The organism is Microbacterium sp. SCPM-O-B-15248 (M128) (genome assembly GCF_058214835.1).
The window spans coordinates 491429-503617 of record NZ_JBYQLI010000003.1 but is presented as its reverse complement, the minus strand read 5'-3'; the positions used below and the strand labels follow the sequence as shown (position 1 = coordinate 503617).

The 12189-nt window shown below is 69.2% G+C and carries 28 protein-coding genes; 6 read left to right on the top strand and 22 right to left on the bottom strand.

Annotated elements, in window-relative coordinates; translation table 11 throughout:
* Position 1: 1 nt before the first annotated feature.
* From AC3E6M_RS07900 to AC3E6M_RS07795, 22 genes are all read right to left on the bottom strand, one after another.
* A complete protein-coding gene (locus tag AC3E6M_RS07900; RefSeq protein ID WP_490529562.1) occupies positions 2-364 on the bottom strand; it encodes a hypothetical protein in 363 nt (120 codons plus the stop codon).
* Positions 361-543, bottom strand: a complete 183-nt coding sequence (locus AC3E6M_RS07895; protein WP_490529561.1) for a hypothetical protein — start codon at positions 541-543, stop codon at positions 361-363. The genes AC3E6M_RS07900 and AC3E6M_RS07895 overlap by 4 nt, the downstream gene beginning before the upstream one ends.
* Complete coding sequence (locus tag AC3E6M_RS07890) at positions 540-920, bottom strand: hypothetical protein (protein WP_490529560.1); 381 nt, start codon at positions 918-920, stop codon at positions 540-542. Before AC3E6M_RS07890 ends, AC3E6M_RS07895 begins: the two co-directional genes overlap by 4 nt.
* Positions 917-1159 carry a hypothetical protein gene (locus tag AC3E6M_RS07885; RefSeq protein WP_490529559.1) on the bottom strand — a complete coding sequence of 81 codons (243 nt, stop codon included), beginning with the start codon at positions 1157-1159 and terminating at the stop codon, positions 917-919. The genes AC3E6M_RS07890 and AC3E6M_RS07885 overlap by 4 nt, the downstream gene beginning before the upstream one ends.
* On the bottom strand, positions 1159-1413 hold the full coding sequence (locus AC3E6M_RS07880) for a hypothetical protein (RefSeq protein WP_490529558.1): 255 nt from the start codon (positions 1411-1413) through the stop codon (positions 1159-1161). The genes AC3E6M_RS07885 and AC3E6M_RS07880 overlap by 1 nt, the downstream gene beginning before the upstream one ends.
* Positions 1410-1751, bottom strand: coding sequence for a hypothetical protein (locus tag AC3E6M_RS07875; RefSeq protein WP_490529556.1), 342 nt, complete (start codon positions 1749-1751; stop codon positions 1410-1412). Before AC3E6M_RS07875 ends, AC3E6M_RS07880 begins: the two co-directional genes overlap by 4 nt.
* Positions 1748-1993 (bottom strand): hypothetical protein, encoded by a 246-nt coding sequence (locus AC3E6M_RS07870; RefSeq protein ID WP_490529555.1) that lies wholly within the window; start codon positions 1991-1993, stop codon positions 1748-1750. Before AC3E6M_RS07870 ends, AC3E6M_RS07875 begins: the two co-directional genes overlap by 4 nt.
* Positions 1993-2304 (bottom strand): hypothetical protein, encoded by a 312-nt coding sequence (locus AC3E6M_RS07865; protein WP_490529554.1) that lies wholly within the window; start codon positions 2302-2304, stop codon positions 1993-1995. The genes AC3E6M_RS07870 and AC3E6M_RS07865 overlap by 1 nt, the downstream gene beginning before the upstream one ends.
* Complete coding sequence (locus AC3E6M_RS07860; RefSeq protein WP_490529553.1) at positions 2301-2687, bottom strand: hypothetical protein; 387 nt, start codon at positions 2685-2687, stop codon at positions 2301-2303. Before AC3E6M_RS07860 ends, AC3E6M_RS07865 begins: the two co-directional genes overlap by 4 nt.
* Positions 2684-3367, bottom strand: coding sequence for a hypothetical protein (locus AC3E6M_RS07855; protein ID WP_490529551.1), 684 nt, complete (start codon positions 3365-3367; stop codon positions 2684-2686). Before AC3E6M_RS07855 ends, AC3E6M_RS07860 begins: the two co-directional genes overlap by 4 nt.
* Before the next feature lie 25 nt (positions 3368-3392).
* A complete protein-coding gene (locus tag AC3E6M_RS07850) occupies positions 3393-3635 on the bottom strand; it encodes a hypothetical protein (protein ID WP_490529549.1) in 243 nt (80 codons plus the stop codon).
* The gene (locus AC3E6M_RS07845; RefSeq protein ID WP_490529548.1) at positions 3632-4024 is read right to left on the bottom strand and encodes a hypothetical protein; all 393 of its coding nucleotides are present in this window, start codon (positions 4022-4024) and stop codon (positions 3632-3634) included. The genes AC3E6M_RS07850 and AC3E6M_RS07845 overlap by 4 nt, the downstream gene beginning before the upstream one ends.
* Positions 4021-4260 (bottom strand): hypothetical protein, encoded by a 240-nt coding sequence (locus AC3E6M_RS07840; protein WP_490529547.1) that lies wholly within the window; start codon positions 4258-4260, stop codon positions 4021-4023. The genes AC3E6M_RS07845 and AC3E6M_RS07840 overlap by 4 nt, the downstream gene beginning before the upstream one ends.
* 253 nt (positions 4261-4513) lie before the next feature.
* Positions 4514-4927 carry a hypothetical protein gene (locus tag AC3E6M_RS07835; RefSeq protein WP_490529546.1) on the bottom strand — a complete coding sequence of 138 codons (414 nt, stop codon included), beginning with the start codon at positions 4925-4927 and terminating at the stop codon, positions 4514-4516.
* Positions 4924-5313, bottom strand: coding sequence for a hypothetical protein (locus AC3E6M_RS07830; protein ID WP_490529545.1), 390 nt, complete (start codon positions 5311-5313; stop codon positions 4924-4926). Before AC3E6M_RS07830 ends, AC3E6M_RS07835 begins: the two co-directional genes overlap by 4 nt.
* Entirely contained in the window at positions 5310-6110 is an 801-nt protein-coding gene (locus tag AC3E6M_RS07825; RefSeq protein ID WP_490529544.1) for a hypothetical protein, read from the bottom strand. Before AC3E6M_RS07825 ends, AC3E6M_RS07830 begins: the two co-directional genes overlap by 4 nt.
* Positions 6107-6352 carry a hypothetical protein gene (locus AC3E6M_RS07820; protein WP_490529543.1) on the bottom strand — a complete coding sequence of 82 codons (246 nt, stop codon included), beginning with the start codon at positions 6350-6352 and terminating at the stop codon, positions 6107-6109. The genes AC3E6M_RS07825 and AC3E6M_RS07820 overlap by 4 nt, the downstream gene beginning before the upstream one ends.
* A 415-nt stretch (positions 6353-6767) precedes the next feature.
* Positions 6768-6902 carry a hypothetical protein gene (locus AC3E6M_RS07815; RefSeq protein ID WP_269454554.1) on the bottom strand — a complete coding sequence of 45 codons (135 nt, stop codon included), beginning with the start codon at positions 6900-6902 and terminating at the stop codon, positions 6768-6770.
* Positions 6903-7234: 332 nt separating this feature from the next.
* Positions 7235-7636, bottom strand: coding sequence for a hypothetical protein (locus AC3E6M_RS07810; protein ID WP_490529542.1), 402 nt, complete (start codon positions 7634-7636; stop codon positions 7235-7237).
* A 302-nt stretch (positions 7637-7938) separates the two neighbouring features.
* Positions 7939-8151 carry a hypothetical protein gene (locus tag AC3E6M_RS07805; protein ID WP_490529541.1) on the bottom strand — a complete coding sequence of 71 codons (213 nt, stop codon included), beginning with the start codon at positions 8149-8151 and terminating at the stop codon, positions 7939-7941.
* 5 nt (positions 8152-8156) lie between these two features.
* Entirely contained in the window at positions 8157-8600 is a 444-nt protein-coding gene (locus AC3E6M_RS07800; protein WP_490529540.1) for a hypothetical protein, read from the bottom strand.
* A 271-nt stretch (positions 8601-8871) separates the two neighbouring features.
* Complete coding sequence (locus AC3E6M_RS07795; RefSeq protein WP_490529539.1) at positions 8872-9111, bottom strand: helix-turn-helix domain-containing protein; 240 nt, start codon at positions 9109-9111, stop codon at positions 8872-8874.
* A 219-nt stretch (positions 9112-9330) separates the two neighbouring features.
* Here AC3E6M_RS07795 and AC3E6M_RS07790 point away from each other — a divergent pair, with 219 nt between their 5' ends.
* The 6 genes from AC3E6M_RS07790 to AC3E6M_RS07765 all read left to right on the top strand — a co-directional run bounded on the left by AC3E6M_RS07790 (position 9331) and on the right by AC3E6M_RS07765 (position 12180).
* Positions 9331-9588: a DUF2510 domain-containing protein gene (locus AC3E6M_RS07790; protein ID WP_490529538.1), complete on the top strand. Its 258-nt coding sequence runs from the start codon at positions 9331-9333 to the stop codon at positions 9586-9588.
* Positions 9589-10231: 643 nt separating this feature from the next.
* A complete protein-coding gene (locus tag AC3E6M_RS07785) occupies positions 10232-10438 on the top strand; it encodes an HNH endonuclease (protein WP_490529537.1) in 207 nt (68 codons plus the stop codon).
* A gap of 125 nt (positions 10439-10563) precedes the next feature.
* Positions 10564-10746: a hypothetical protein gene (locus AC3E6M_RS07780; protein WP_490529536.1), complete on the top strand. Its 183-nt coding sequence runs from the start codon at positions 10564-10566 to the stop codon at positions 10744-10746.
* Positions 10743-11657, top strand: coding sequence for a DUF2637 domain-containing protein (locus AC3E6M_RS07775; RefSeq protein WP_490529535.1), 915 nt, complete (start codon positions 10743-10745; stop codon positions 11655-11657). The genes AC3E6M_RS07780 and AC3E6M_RS07775 overlap by 4 nt, the downstream gene beginning before the upstream one ends.
* Positions 11654-11944: a hypothetical protein gene (locus AC3E6M_RS07770; protein WP_490529534.1), complete on the top strand. Its 291-nt coding sequence runs from the start codon at positions 11654-11656 to the stop codon at positions 11942-11944. The genes AC3E6M_RS07775 and AC3E6M_RS07770 overlap by 4 nt, the downstream gene beginning before the upstream one ends.
* Complete coding sequence (locus AC3E6M_RS07765; protein WP_490529533.1) at positions 11941-12180, top strand: hypothetical protein; 240 nt, start codon at positions 11941-11943, stop codon at positions 12178-12180. Before AC3E6M_RS07770 ends, AC3E6M_RS07765 begins: the two co-directional genes overlap by 4 nt.
* Positions 12181-12189 lie beyond the last annotated feature (9 nt).

Here is a 12189-nt window from a genome sequence, read left to right as displayed (position 1 = left end):
CTCAGGCCTCCCGCTCGACGACGAACCGGTTCGGGTCGTCCGGGTCACCGAACAGGAAGCCGTCCGCTTCGTGCCAGTCGCTCACGTCGAGGTCAGCGGCGATCTGGTCGAGCGCGTCATAACGACCCTGGTCGTCCGCCCCGTCCGCCCAGTCCTCGGGGTAGTGGTCGGTGCCGTCGGGGTCGCGGTAGGCCACGACGGAGAGGCGCGGCGGGTCCGCGTCGTTCAGTTCGATGACGAGGGCGGCGATTCCCTCCGGCATGAGGCGGATCATCTCGGCCTGCGCGAGGTCGCGGAAGTCTTCTTGTGCGCGCCAGTAGCTCGCGCGCTCGGCCTCGTAGGTAGCGCTCGGTTCGATGGTCACGGGGTCACGCTCCATTCGGCCACGGGGCGGCCCTCGATCTTCTGGACGCCGCTCGACGGCGGCGGGGTGAGGCCGTCCACGTTGTTCGCGAAGTGGTCCGCGACAGCGTGCAAAACGGCGGCGATCTGGTCGCCCGACTCGGCGGCGGGCATCGTGAGGGTGAATGCGGGGGCGCTCATGCGGGGGTCTCCTGTTCGGTGAAGCGAGCGAGGCGGGTAATGACGCGGAGGGCGTGGCGCTCGTAGGCATCCCAGCGGGTGCCGGGTGTATCGTCCGGGCGGCCCGCTTCGTCCCAGGCGCTGCCGTTCGCCCAGTCGAAGACGGTTTCAACGCGGGCGTCGGACCGGAACTTACCCGGGCGCATGGTGCGCAGCTTGGCGAGGATCGGGTTCGGCTCGTTGTGCTGGGGGTGGTCGTACTCGGGGCGGGGTTCGTACTTGGCTCCGCAGCGCGTGCCCGTACCCACCGGATGCCGCAGTGACGAACCGCCGCCACCGCACCGCAGGGGCTTTGGATCCCGGTTCAGGTCGCGCGGCGTCTTGCTCGCGAACATCATGCGGGCACCCCCGCTCCGTCGCCACTGAGGACCGCGGCGGCCTCCTTCTCGTACCGGCGACGGAGCCACGAATCGGGCCGGTCGATGACGCGCTGCGCGTCGGCGCGCGTGTTGTGAGTGTCGGCGGGGAGTCCGCCCGGCTCGATGATGACGGCGAACCGGTCGCGGCCCAGGCGGGCGACGGTCCACGTTGCGGGCGGGTTGGCGGCGTACTTCTCGGGGCGGTCGTAGAGGCTCACTAGTCGCTCACCTCCTCGAAGTCGACCACGGCGGGCTCTCGGTGCTCCTCGAACGGCGACCATCCGCCCCAGCTCTCGTCTTCGGCGCTGCGGAAGTCGAGCCGGTGCGCATCGAACAGGGCGGATGCCAGCGCGAGTGCTTCCGGCGTGTCGGGGTTCGCGAGGATCGCCAGCTCCTCGGGCGTGGGGTCGGTGACCTCGTACGTGACCCAGTGGCGCACGTTCGCGCCTACGGTGAGAACGTGCGTCGTCACAGCCCGCTCACCTCCGCGCGGGGCGGGAGCCACGGCAGGCCGTCCGCGTACTCGCTGATCGGGTCGCCGTAGCGGTAGATCATGCGAGCGAGGTAGTGGGGGTCTTCCTCGTTCTCGTTGAAGTCCTCGACCATCTCGGGATCCCCGATTCCCCAGCCGCGAATCAGGGTGGCGGCGAGGTCTCCGCGCCCCGCGGCGGCGAGCACGTCGGCGAGGGCGACGGCCTCGGAGAGGTTCAGCCCCTCGTGGAATCCGTCGGCCATGTCCCACATGTCCGCGTAGGCCTCGGCCCAGGCGTGGCACGCGCTCCCGGCGCTCGGGGTGTGCGTGGTGCTCATCGTGCGTTCTCCTTCTCGGTGAGGGCTTGCAGGGCCGCGGCTACGGCGATGGTGCGCAACTCGATGCGCTGGCGTTCGGGCAGGTTCTCGCGGTAGGTGTGGCGAATGAGGCCGTCCGCGATGCGCTCGGCGCGCGCCTGGTTCTCGGCGGCCCGCACGGCGGCGGCCTGGCGTCGGCGCATCTCGCCGCATTCGTACCGGTCGAGGTGGCGGCGCCCGTGCTCAGTGCAGAATCCGGGCATCAGTCCTCCCCGAGTAGGTGCAGCAGCTCGCGGGCGGCCTTCCGTGTGCGATACCGGGCGGCGGCGTCGCCCTCGTCCGCCGCGTCGAGGAGCGCGCCGAGTTGGGCGGCGGCGCTTGCCACGCTGTCGCGCCAGTTGGTCGCGGCGAAGCTCGCGCGAACGATGCCGTCCGCCATCGCGACAGTCTCCGCGCCGCGCTCCGTCTGCGGGAGCCTCATCCCCGCGTCGTAGACCCATCGCGCGCCGCTGTGCGGGTTCTTCTCGACGGTGGCGAAGTCGTCGAGGACGGAGGGGAAGCCGGGGCCGGTCACGCGGCACGCTCCAGGAGGAACAGGGCGCGGTCGCGGTCCTCGGCGGTGGCGTAGAACTCGGTGGACAGGTCGCCTTCCGCGTAGGTGGTGATCGCGTAAGGGTGCGTCTTGGTGATTTCGGGCCGGGGCGCGTGCCCGTACTTGTTGCGCGTGTCGTAGCTGGCGAACAGCACGAACGGTGCCGACTGCATGGGGTTCGACGCGGTCGGCTCGGTGATCGTCACCACGTGGCCGGGGTCGGTGCGCCGCATCTGCCGCGCCCACTCCCCCGACGTGTTCGGGGTGTGCGTGCGCATGTAGAACGGTTCGTCGTTGCCGGGGCGGCGGTAGGCGGTCGCGGCGGCGTGCTCGCGGTACTGCTCCCAGGGAGCGGGCGCGGTCACAGCGCGACCCCCTCGGGGAGAGCGCCGAACGTGCGGAGGTTGGATGCCAGGGCGGCGCGGTAGGCCGCGGTCGCCCGGTCGAGAATGTCGGCGAGGGCTTCCGCGCCCGCGGGGCCGTCGAAGGCCTCGCGGATCACCGGAACGGGGTTGTGCCCGCCGTGGTCGTTGTCGAGCCGGTACAGGTTGGGTGCGTTGTCGATCGTGCGGCGCGCGGCGTCCCTCCCGGCGCTGTCGCTCACGATGAACGCGGCGATGCGCTCGCGCACCTCCTCGGCGGTCAGCGGCGGGAGGTGGAAGGAGAACGCGAACGGGTCGCCCGCCTCGCGTTCGAGGGTGGCGCGCTGCGCGTCGGTGAGGGGCGCGGCGTAGTTGCGGGTGGTGGCGTGCGCCCCGAACACGCGCGGGCCGTAGGAGTCGGTCGCGCGGTCGTACGCACCCGAACGCATCCCGAGCGTGATCGTGACGCCGACGCGCTCGGCGCGCCCGATCTTCACCGGCTCGTCGTACGGCCACGGTGTCGCTCCCTCGGCGGGGTTCGTGGCGTCGGGGCCGGGTCGCCACGGGCGGAGTTCGGCGCGGTCCTCGAAGGGGCTTCCGGCCTTCTCGACGGTGCGCGTGTCGGTCACCCGCCAGAGGACGCCGGGAACGCTGGGGAGGGTGAGAAAGTCGCCGTAGGTCAAGGTTTGCATGCTAATGGGGTTCCTTTCAGGCCAGACGTTCGCCCGACAGAGCGAAGTCCTCGAAGTGTTCGAGCAGGCCGCTACGGTGCGCGGCGAGGATGCCGAGCGCGCCCGCGTTGCGCGGGGCGTCGGGGAGCGCGGGGACAGGCTCCCCCGGCGCGTAGAACGTGGAGCGGGCGCGGCGCGGGACGCTGCGGAACAGGTGGCGCGGGATGACGCGAACGCGGCGGCGACGGCGCGGATTGGGGGTGGCGGCGGCGATGTTCACGCGCCGCTCCCGGCCTCGCGGGCGGTTCGCAGCACCTCAGCGGCGAACGCGCGTAGACCTTCCTCGTAGGTGACTTCACCGCCGAGCATCCATGCCAGATCCTCGACCGCGTCGCCGTCGCCGTTCGCCTCGACGCCGTAGCGAGTGAGCACCCGACCGGCGGCGAGCTGCGCCACGTCCTCAGCGATGGCGGGCTGTCCCGTGGGGTTCACGGCCCACTCCCCCACGCGCCGGGCGCTGTAGATGCCGACCGGCTGAGGGGTGACGGTGCTCCCGGACTCGTCGCCCTCGCGCAGTGTGTCAGCCACGGCCCGCAGCACCTCGGCTACGTGGTGATCGTTCTCGATGTGGTCGCCGTCGATCAGGACGGACAGCGTGAACGTGTTCACCGCTTCCCGCCCTTCGGGGCGCGGCGGGTGTACGCCATGCCGAGCGGCGACAGGCGCGCGCGGTGCGGGAGCCGGTCGGCGTCGGCTACGACGAGGCCGAGCGCGTCGAGCTTCGAGAACATCGAGTCGGTGAGGACGCTCCCCCGGTGGATGGGGACGCCGGGCCGGTTGTCGGCGGCGACGACGTCGAGCGCCCGGCGCCCGGCGCTGGGGAACGGTGAGCTTGATTGCCGCAATCGCGGCGTTGTGCTCCATCGTGCGGGCGGCGAAGACCTCGCGGGCGTCGGGGGCGTAACGCGCACTCGCGGCGGCGTAGCTCGCGGGACGGCGGACGCGGGCGGGCTTGCCGACGTGGGCGATGGTGGCGGCGGTGGGGGCGACGGGCTGGGGGTTCATGGTGACTTCCAATCTCGGCGGGTGCCGTATACGTGTATCTAGTTTGGGGTGTTCTGATACGCCGCGCAAGGGGCGGCGGGGAAAAATTGTGTGCTAACGGCGTTCTGAGTTTTCGGCTCGGTACGCGTTGACACAGTCGCGGTCCCCGCACGTCTTCGCGCGGGGGTTGGGGCGCTCGTCCGAGCAGATCGGGCAACACAGGCGGTCGGCGCAATCCCCACACATGCCGTCTTGCCCTTCGCCGTCGTCGTTCAACTCGTCGCACACGCGGCAGAGTTCGCCGTTGTCGTCGTAGTCGATGCCGTGGGCGTCCGCGACGTCGCGCCAGAATTTGAGCGTGGGGCCGCCCTGGTCGCCAACAGGGACGCCGAGCCGGCGGGCCGCTTCCTCCGCTATCGCTTCCAAATGGTCGGCGTCCCATTCCAGCGCCGCCCCGAGGATCGCGGCGGCGGCGCGTCCGAAGTCGGCATATTCGGCCGCGGTGGGGCGGTGGATTGCGGCGCTCAACGCTCGCTCTCCTTTCGGAGCATGGCGGCGGCGTAATCGACCGCTTCGGCGTGCGTCTCGAAGTGCGCCCATAGGTAGTCCCCGTCTTCGTCGGGGCGGTTCCCGAAGACACCCCAGGGTGACCACTCCGGGCCGACCTGCATATCTTCGCGCGAGATTGTGAGCCGAAGCGGGGGCGCGGGGGCGTCGGTAAGGCGGTCGTACTCGACGTAGACCGGGGCCGCGTCGTCACCCTCGCGAACGGTGACGCCCAGGGCGTCGGGGATGCCCACGACCGTAGCCGGGCGCACGCCGTGAGCGTAGACGCGCGAACCGGGGAGACGGTGGGACACCGGGAGTTCGGGAAGGGTGGGGATGCGTTGCCACAGGGGGAGAACGTTGCTCACGCGGCCACCTCCGCGGGGGTCGGCGCGGTCCCGTCGATCATGGCGGGCAGGTCCGGCGCGCCGTACTCGAAACCGGCGGCGGTCTCGCGGGCGTAGGTCTCTCCGTAGTGACCCCAGCATTCCATCTGGACATCCCAGGTGTCCCCGTCCTCCGTGACGTCCCCCAGGCCCACGGGGGTTTCGTTCGTGGTGCGGGCGGGCATCGTGGCATACCCCACGCCGAACACGTCACCTTCCATGTACGCAGCCCAGGTCTCGCGGTCTCCGTCGAGATAAGCGGCATCCAGCACGGGATCGGTTCCCAATGCGGGCGTGCCCATGTCAGCGCGATAGCCGGGGGTGTCGAAGATCAGCACGCGCCCATCCACGCCGTAGGACGCGCCGCGCCGGTCAATCTCGACAACCTGCGCGCCGTGAAAGATCCTCAGCCAACGGGCCAGGATGTCGGTCTGTTGCACGCGGCGGGCGTCGTACTCATAGCGCGGGACCATGAAATCGGGCGTTCGGTCGCTGGGCGTGTGCGTCACGCGGTACGCGAACCTTTCCAGCGCCTCGGCGTAGCGCTCCGCGATGGTCTGCGCGTCGTCGTCCTGCCAGGTCTGGCCCGCGGGGCTCACGCTGTAGGCGTTGCGGTACTCGATCCAAAACGCCGGCGCGTAGGCGTCGCCGTCCGGGGCCTGTGCGTCGTCGTCGCGCTGAATCACGGCGAGGATGCGCGGGTCTGAGGTCTCGGCGTACTGCGTCGAATATTCGTCGTTGTCGTACTGCCAGGGGCCGACGATCGCGGGGGCGGTCACAGGGTCACCGCCGTCAGCTCGTCCGCGAACGCGTCGAACTCGCGCCCGTCGAGTGCTCGGAGCCGGTACATGGGGCCGACTTCCTCGTCGAGGTTGTCGGCAGGGTTGTTCGGGTCGAGGGGACGAATGACCGTCACCGTCTGCCCGTCGAACTCGGCGGCGTACTCATCGGTTCCGCGAAGCGTGAACGTGACGGCGTCGCTGGGATTCATCGTCTGCGGGGGCGTGTGCGTCGTGGTCATGGGTGACCTTTCTGTGAGGGTGACGCGGGCGTGTGTGGGGTGCTGCGGGGTGGGGAGATAGTTAGGCGGGGGCCGTCGACGTAGTGCGGTGTGCTCGCGCGTATTTGGCGCGGGGGGTGCGGAAACGGTGTCTCGTGGGGTGATTCGTCCCGGAATGTTGGATGTTTGGTGCGTATGTTTGGTGCAGAATTCTGGGACGTATTGGGGGTTGGTACTGGGTTTTTGAGGGTGCCTCGCCAAATACGTATTCGGAGAGGCGGAATCATGCGGGAAAAGAGAGAATCTGAGAATGAGTAAGACTATGAATGTATATATGTACTATTCGTCTAGTGCATGTATCCACGGTCTGGTGAGGAGTGTGCGAGGGGGTCGCTTCCTATGGGGCCGAACTAGTTAGGTTCGGGGCGGTGTCGGATCAGGCGAACCGGGGCCGACCGGACGCGGTGACCGGCTGGGAGTGCTTGAGTCCGCGCGCACGGCGACGGGTGAGGGTGGCCTGTCGGGCCGTGCGGGTGCGCGTGTTGTCGCGGGAGTTGTTGGGCGTGCTCACGGTGTGTTCTCCTGTCTGGGATTGCGTGCTATCGGTGGCGGATGCCGTGCCCTAGTCCGGTCGTGAGCCGGTGTCGCCGGTGCGAGCTAGGGCGGTGGGTTAGGCGCGTTCGGTGGGGGTCCTGACCTCGACGCCGCGAACGATTGCCCACCGGGGGCCGCTGAGGTGATTGGAGGGGCCGCACCCGCACACCTCGACCCGCCCGTCGGGATGGTCGATTCTGTGTGTGCCGCTAACGCGCCAGCGGGCCGCGTCGGCGGTGCTGAGACTGGCGGGGGCCGGGGTGATGGTGAGTCCAGCGAATGCGAGGGCGCGGTAGGCGGTGGGGGTGCTCACGCGGTCCTCTCCCAACCGGCGACGTAGATCAAGCCGTCGTCGCCGCGGTAGGCCTCGACGGGTCCGAGCTTGCGCGCGGCGTCGGACAGGCGTTCACCGATTGCGCCGTGTCCGCGGTCCCAGAATCCCGCGCCGTGGCCGTTCGCGGTGAGGATGAGGTCATGGCCCGCTTGCGCGGCGGTGATACCCGCGGCGGTGAGGTCGAGCACGGTTTCATTCACGAATGCGGTGACGTACTCGCGTAGGCGGGCGGTGATGCCGGGGGCGGGGGTGGGGTTTTCGAGGCCGTCGAGGAATTCGGGGCCGTCGTCCTCGCCCGCGGGGGTGGACCACAGCAGGCATGCCCATGCGGCGCCTACGGCGGCGTTTTGGTCGGTGAGGGTGTCGAGGTGGGTCATGGTCGGTTCCGTTCGTTTGCGTGCTACTGGGGGTGTCGGGTGGAGATGATCCGGCCGGATGGTCGGTCGATTACGCGGGTGCGCCAGGCGGCGGATACGCGTTGCCAGCGTTTCGCGTCGAGGTAGGTGTCTGTCTGGGCGAGTAGTTCCCACTGGACGCCGAACCATATTTCGACGTCGTAGGGGCCGGTGTGCTCAGCCATGGAACAGCCAGGCGAGCGGGAGCACGCTGAGTAGCGCCGTGACGCTGAGGCATGTGAGCCAGTCCCCGACGGTGCGGGGGATGATGGGGGCGCGGGGGGTCATGCGCGGGGGGTGAGGTGGCCGTGCACGCTGCCCATGGGGGCGGGGCCGGTGTACCGGTAGCCCGCGGTGGCGTTGCGCCGGTAGTAGTGCGTGATGTACCGGACGCGGTAGCCGTCACGCATGGTCTGGACGTTGAAAATCCGGTTGTCGCGGACGGGCAGATCGTCTGTGTTCGCGCGGCGGTTGCGGCGAGGCGTGGTGCTGGTCATGGCGATCACCGGGCATCCACGGCGGGGATGACGACGCGGGCGAGCATGGCGGGGCTGAGGGTGTCGAAGTGCCATGACACGGTTTCGCGCTCTGCGGTGGCGTAGTCGATGATCTGCGACCCGTCGGGGTCGGTTGCCCAATCGGCTCCCGTGGCCTGGAATGTCACTCCGTCGCGGCGGACTGCGGCGACTAGTTCGGCCATGGTGTCGAACCGGAGTGTTTCGTCTTCGACGCGGTGGGGGGTGGCGTCGACGTTGAATGTTTCGTCGTCGCATACCTCGGCGGGTCCGCCGTCCGCGTCCGCGTACTCGTAGAGGAGGGTGACGATACGGCGGGCGGCGTAGGTGCGAGGCGGCATGAGTGCCGGTGCGCCGGACTCGACGCACACGCTGCCCATGAGGGCGCATTCGAAGTGTGTGCAGGGGGCGGGGGTGCGGTGCTGAGCCATGTCCTATGTCCCTAGATCGGGGGCAGGTTCAGCCCTGCCCGATACGTATAGCCTAGCACCAATTGCACCAAAATAGGGTGCTATTTGAGACACCGTAGGGATGAGATTGCACGCAAACGACAGCACAGGGGCGCGCTGCAGGACGCATAGAATCGAACACCTATGCGGGCGCGAGGCCAGGTACACAGGAAACCACTCGAATTCTCGTTCGAACAAGGGGGCGTAGGGACCCTCGTGCTGCACCCGCACACAAGCCCCCCCTCCCCCGGATTCAGCCCCCTGTGGCCCCGCTCCTGCGAGCCTTCTCGTCGCGCACCCACTGCCTTACCGCCTGGATGCTCGCACCGAGGGCCTCACTCACCTCTCGCGGGGTCATGCCCTCGTCGAGAACCATCGCGGCTCCGCGCAGCCGATCCTCCAGGGTCGACTGACGGGACTTCGCTGGCCGCTCGTTCACCCAGGACTGCAGCGTCGCCGCGGGCATGCCGAACTCGCGCGCGACTGGCCTCACGAAGCCCGCCCTCCCGGGATAACCCTGGGATCCACCCACCGCCTCCAGCTCGCGCACACGCGCCACCGCCGCGGCCCTGAATTCCGCCGAATACCGCGTCCTACCCATACGCCTATCAGACCACGCCCCGAAACCCCTCACCAGACACCGACACCCCACCCCCGTTCCACCGCCAGAAGATTTTCCTCCCCAGAAACCCGCACCCACTACCCTGTGCCCATGAGCTCGAGCACCCCCGCCGGCTGGTACCCAGACCCGAAGCACCCCACCCAGCCGTGGACCAACAAGGCCCTCATCCCCCAGCGCTACTTCGACGGCACCGACTGGACCGACCACGTCCAACTCCCCCGCCCCGTCGCACCCACCGACCCCGGCCAATACACCGGCAGCGCCTCCAAGGCGATCGGGATCCTCGCAGGCATCGCCGCCGTCCCCATCGTCATCGCCCTCATCGCGATCCTGGCCACACCCCGCTGAGACCCGCGCGACACCCACCCACACGCCACCCTCAGCCCAGCCACCGCGAACACGTATACCCCCACACCCCGCCCTAGACTCCGCCCCACGGCCCCCGGCACGCTGCTCCTCTCCAGTGCGCCGGGGGTCGACCACGTTCAGACGCCAACGCCCCATGCGGCCCACGAGAACCCCAGACGCACCTAGGCGCGTCCCAGCCGACCGAGGTCGCTCCCTCCCAGCCCTACCGCGCCGCCAGGCCCCTCCCCCGCGTACCAAAAACCCCTCAAATTGGTGCAGAACCGGGGTGAAAAGCTCTCGATTAGTACGCAAAACACCGCTAGTGTTAAACGTGTAAGGCCGGTAGCACACAAAACAGCCGGACAGTCACTCGGAGCCAACAAGGCCGGAAGTGGCTCGGAACGCCCGGCGGGCGTGGACATCGCACTAATCGAGAGGAGCGGCGAGCTTGAGGACTTGCTCTCTCGACTGGTGTGACCGGCGCCACTACGCGCACGGGTACTGCAAGCTCCACTACGACCGCGACCGACGTGGCTATCCGCTCGACGCGCCGCACTGGGCGCAGCATTGCGGCGAGTGGGGACCTTGGTACCTGACGAACCGAGGCTACGTCTCGCGTTCGCTTACCCACAATGGCAAGCGGATGGCTCAACTCCAGCACCGTTTCGTCATGGAGCAGCACCTCGGCCGCCCCTTGCTTCGATCCGAAGAGGTCCACCACAAGAACGGCGTCCGCCACGACAATCGGCTCGAGAACCTTGAGCTGTGGTCGAAGTCACAGCCGGCCGGACAGCGCGTAGAGGACAAGCTCGCTTGGGCCCGCGAGATCATCGCGCTCTACGGGAACTGATTCCCGCCGGGCTCCGGCCTACCCCGAACGACTCCCCCGCAGCGCCCCGCGCTGCCCGCAGAGAGGAGCACCATGCTCGAGTTCAGACCTTTCCCGAAGATCGCCCGGCTCAAGAAGGCCGCCGCATGATCCTCTACCTCTTCGTCGCCCTCTGCTGGTCCATCGCGATCGGCGCGGTCGCCTGGGCCCAGAAGGACCGGACCGCCGCGATCCTCGCCCTGCTCGGCATCGTTTGGCCGCTCGTGATCCTCGCCGCCCTCTTGATCGGCGCGTTCCACGTCGCGCGACTGGCGGTGTTCGACCGATGAGCCTCCCCGTCATCCCGCAGCTCGACCCCCGCGACACCACGCCCACCGGCTACACCGGCACCACCCCGCCGGTCGTCGGCTCAGGCGAGCGCGGCTGGCACGAGATCGCGAGCCTCGCCGCCCTCGGCGCAGCATCCGTCGAGTCGACGCCGGCCGTCATCCCGAATCCCGCGCCCGACGACAGCGCAGGCCGCGTCATCGGGACGTCGACGCCCGACGACCCCGCGAGCCGCATCCTGCAGGAGTTCGCTGCCTCGATCCCGCCCGAGAAGCCCCGAGCGCCGCGCAAGCGCACGACCAAGCCCGCCGCCGAACCGGCTGCGCCGGTACAGGAAGCCCCGACCCACCGCCGTGCGAAGACCGGCGCCGGCGCGCGCTTCAACGGGGACGCTCCGTGGCTCTACCACGCCGTCAACATCGGCGTCGCCGTCGTCGCCATGGCGATGATCGCTGTGTCGTGGCAGGGCCTCACCGCGGTCGGCGCGTGGCTGCTGCTCCCGCCGCTGTTGACCTTCCTCGTGCCGATGTCGATCGACGTCGCCCTGATCGTCCTCACCCTCGCCCGCTTCCCCCGGAAGACCCGCGGCGAGTCGACGTGGATCCTCACCGTCTCCGCCGTCGGGCTGGCGTGCATCTCCGCGGCCGCGAACTTCTTCCACGTCTGGGAAGACACCCCCGACGCCGCACCCGCGCTGCAGAGATACACCGGAGCTTCGCTCGCCGCACTCATGCCGTTCCTCGCGCTGCTGATGACCGAGGTGCTCGGCATGCTCTCCACCAAGCCCACCCGCCTCGAGCGGGCCCAGGCCCGCCTCGCCGCCCAGAAGGCCGAGGCCGCGCTCAAGAAGCCCGCGCCGCGCAAGAAGCGGCCGACCAAGGCCACCCCCACCCCGAAGGAGACCACCCCGTGAGCACCAGAATCACCATCGACGGCATCACCGAGACCGTCAACGAAGCCCAGCCGATCGAGGTCCTGACCCTCCTTCGCGACAGCACCCTCGCTCGCCTCAAGCGCAAGACCGCCGAGAAGGAGCGCTACGAGAACGCCGCGATCGCCGCCGGGTCCGACGTCGAGGCGCTGGCGGACACCCTGCACCGCTACAACGCGACCCTCCTGGCGATCGAAGCGACCAGCGCGCCGGCCCCCGTGGCGACCTTCGAGGAGCAGGCCCCCGGAATCGAGGCGGCCGCAGCATGACCGCTCTCGAACGCGGCGCCCTCGTCGAGCTGACCGGCAACGGCTGGAACGCCTTCGGCGTCGTCGGCCTCCAGGCCGGCACCCGCCACAAGATCACCGACTTCTGGTACGACGACACCCCCGTCATCCAGGACACCAGCGGCGAGGAGTGGGCCGTACATCTCCACTCCCCCGAAGAACCCGCCCCCTTCTGGGGCGCCACGCTCGTCCCCGCCCCCACCGAGACCACCGACTGAAAGGACCCA

Coding starts and splice junctions, on each gene's coding strand:
- AC3E6M_RS07895 (WP_490529561.1), bottom strand. CDS start 543: ATGAGCGCCCCCGCATTCACCCTCACGATGCCCGCCGCCGAGTCGGGC.
- AC3E6M_RS07890 (WP_490529560.1), bottom strand. CDS start 920: ATGATGTTCGCGAGCAAGACGCCGCGCGACCTGAACCGGGATCCAAAG.
- AC3E6M_RS07875 (WP_490529556.1), bottom strand. CDS start 1,751: ATGAGCACCACGCACACCCCGAGCGCCGGGAGCGCGTGCCACGCCTGG.
- AC3E6M_RS07870 (WP_490529555.1), bottom strand. CDS start 1,993: ATGCCCGGATTCTGCACTGAGCACGGGCGCCGCCACCTCGACCGGTAC.
- AC3E6M_RS07820 (WP_490529543.1), bottom strand. CDS start 6,352: ATGACCACGACGCACACGCCCCCGCAGACGATGAATCCCAGCGACGCC.
- AC3E6M_RS07810 (WP_490529542.1), bottom strand. CDS start 7,636: ATGACCCACCTCGACACCCTCACCGACCAAAACGCCGCCGTAGGCGCC.
- AC3E6M_RS07805 (WP_490529541.1), bottom strand. CDS start 8,151: ATGACCAGCACCACGCCTCGCCGCAACCGCCGCGCGAACACAGACGAT.
- AC3E6M_RS07800 (WP_490529540.1), bottom strand. CDS start 8,600: ATGGCTCAGCACCGCACCCCCGCCCCCTGCACACACTTCGAATGCGCC.
- AC3E6M_RS07790 (WP_490529538.1), top strand. CDS start 9,331: ATGAGCTCGAGCACCCCCGCCGGCTGGTACCCAGACCCGAAGCACCCC.
- AC3E6M_RS07785 (WP_490529537.1), top strand. CDS start 10,232: ATGGCTCAACTCCAGCACCGTTTCGTCATGGAGCAGCACCTCGGCCGC.
- AC3E6M_RS07780 (WP_490529536.1), top strand. CDS start 10,564: ATGATCCTCTACCTCTTCGTCGCCCTCTGCTGGTCCATCGCGATCGGC.
- AC3E6M_RS07775 (WP_490529535.1), top strand. CDS start 10,743: ATGAGCCTCCCCGTCATCCCGCAGCTCGACCCCCGCGACACCACGCCC.
- AC3E6M_RS07765 (WP_490529533.1), top strand. CDS start 11,941: ATGACCGCTCTCGAACGCGGCGCCCTCGTCGAGCTGACCGGCAACGGC.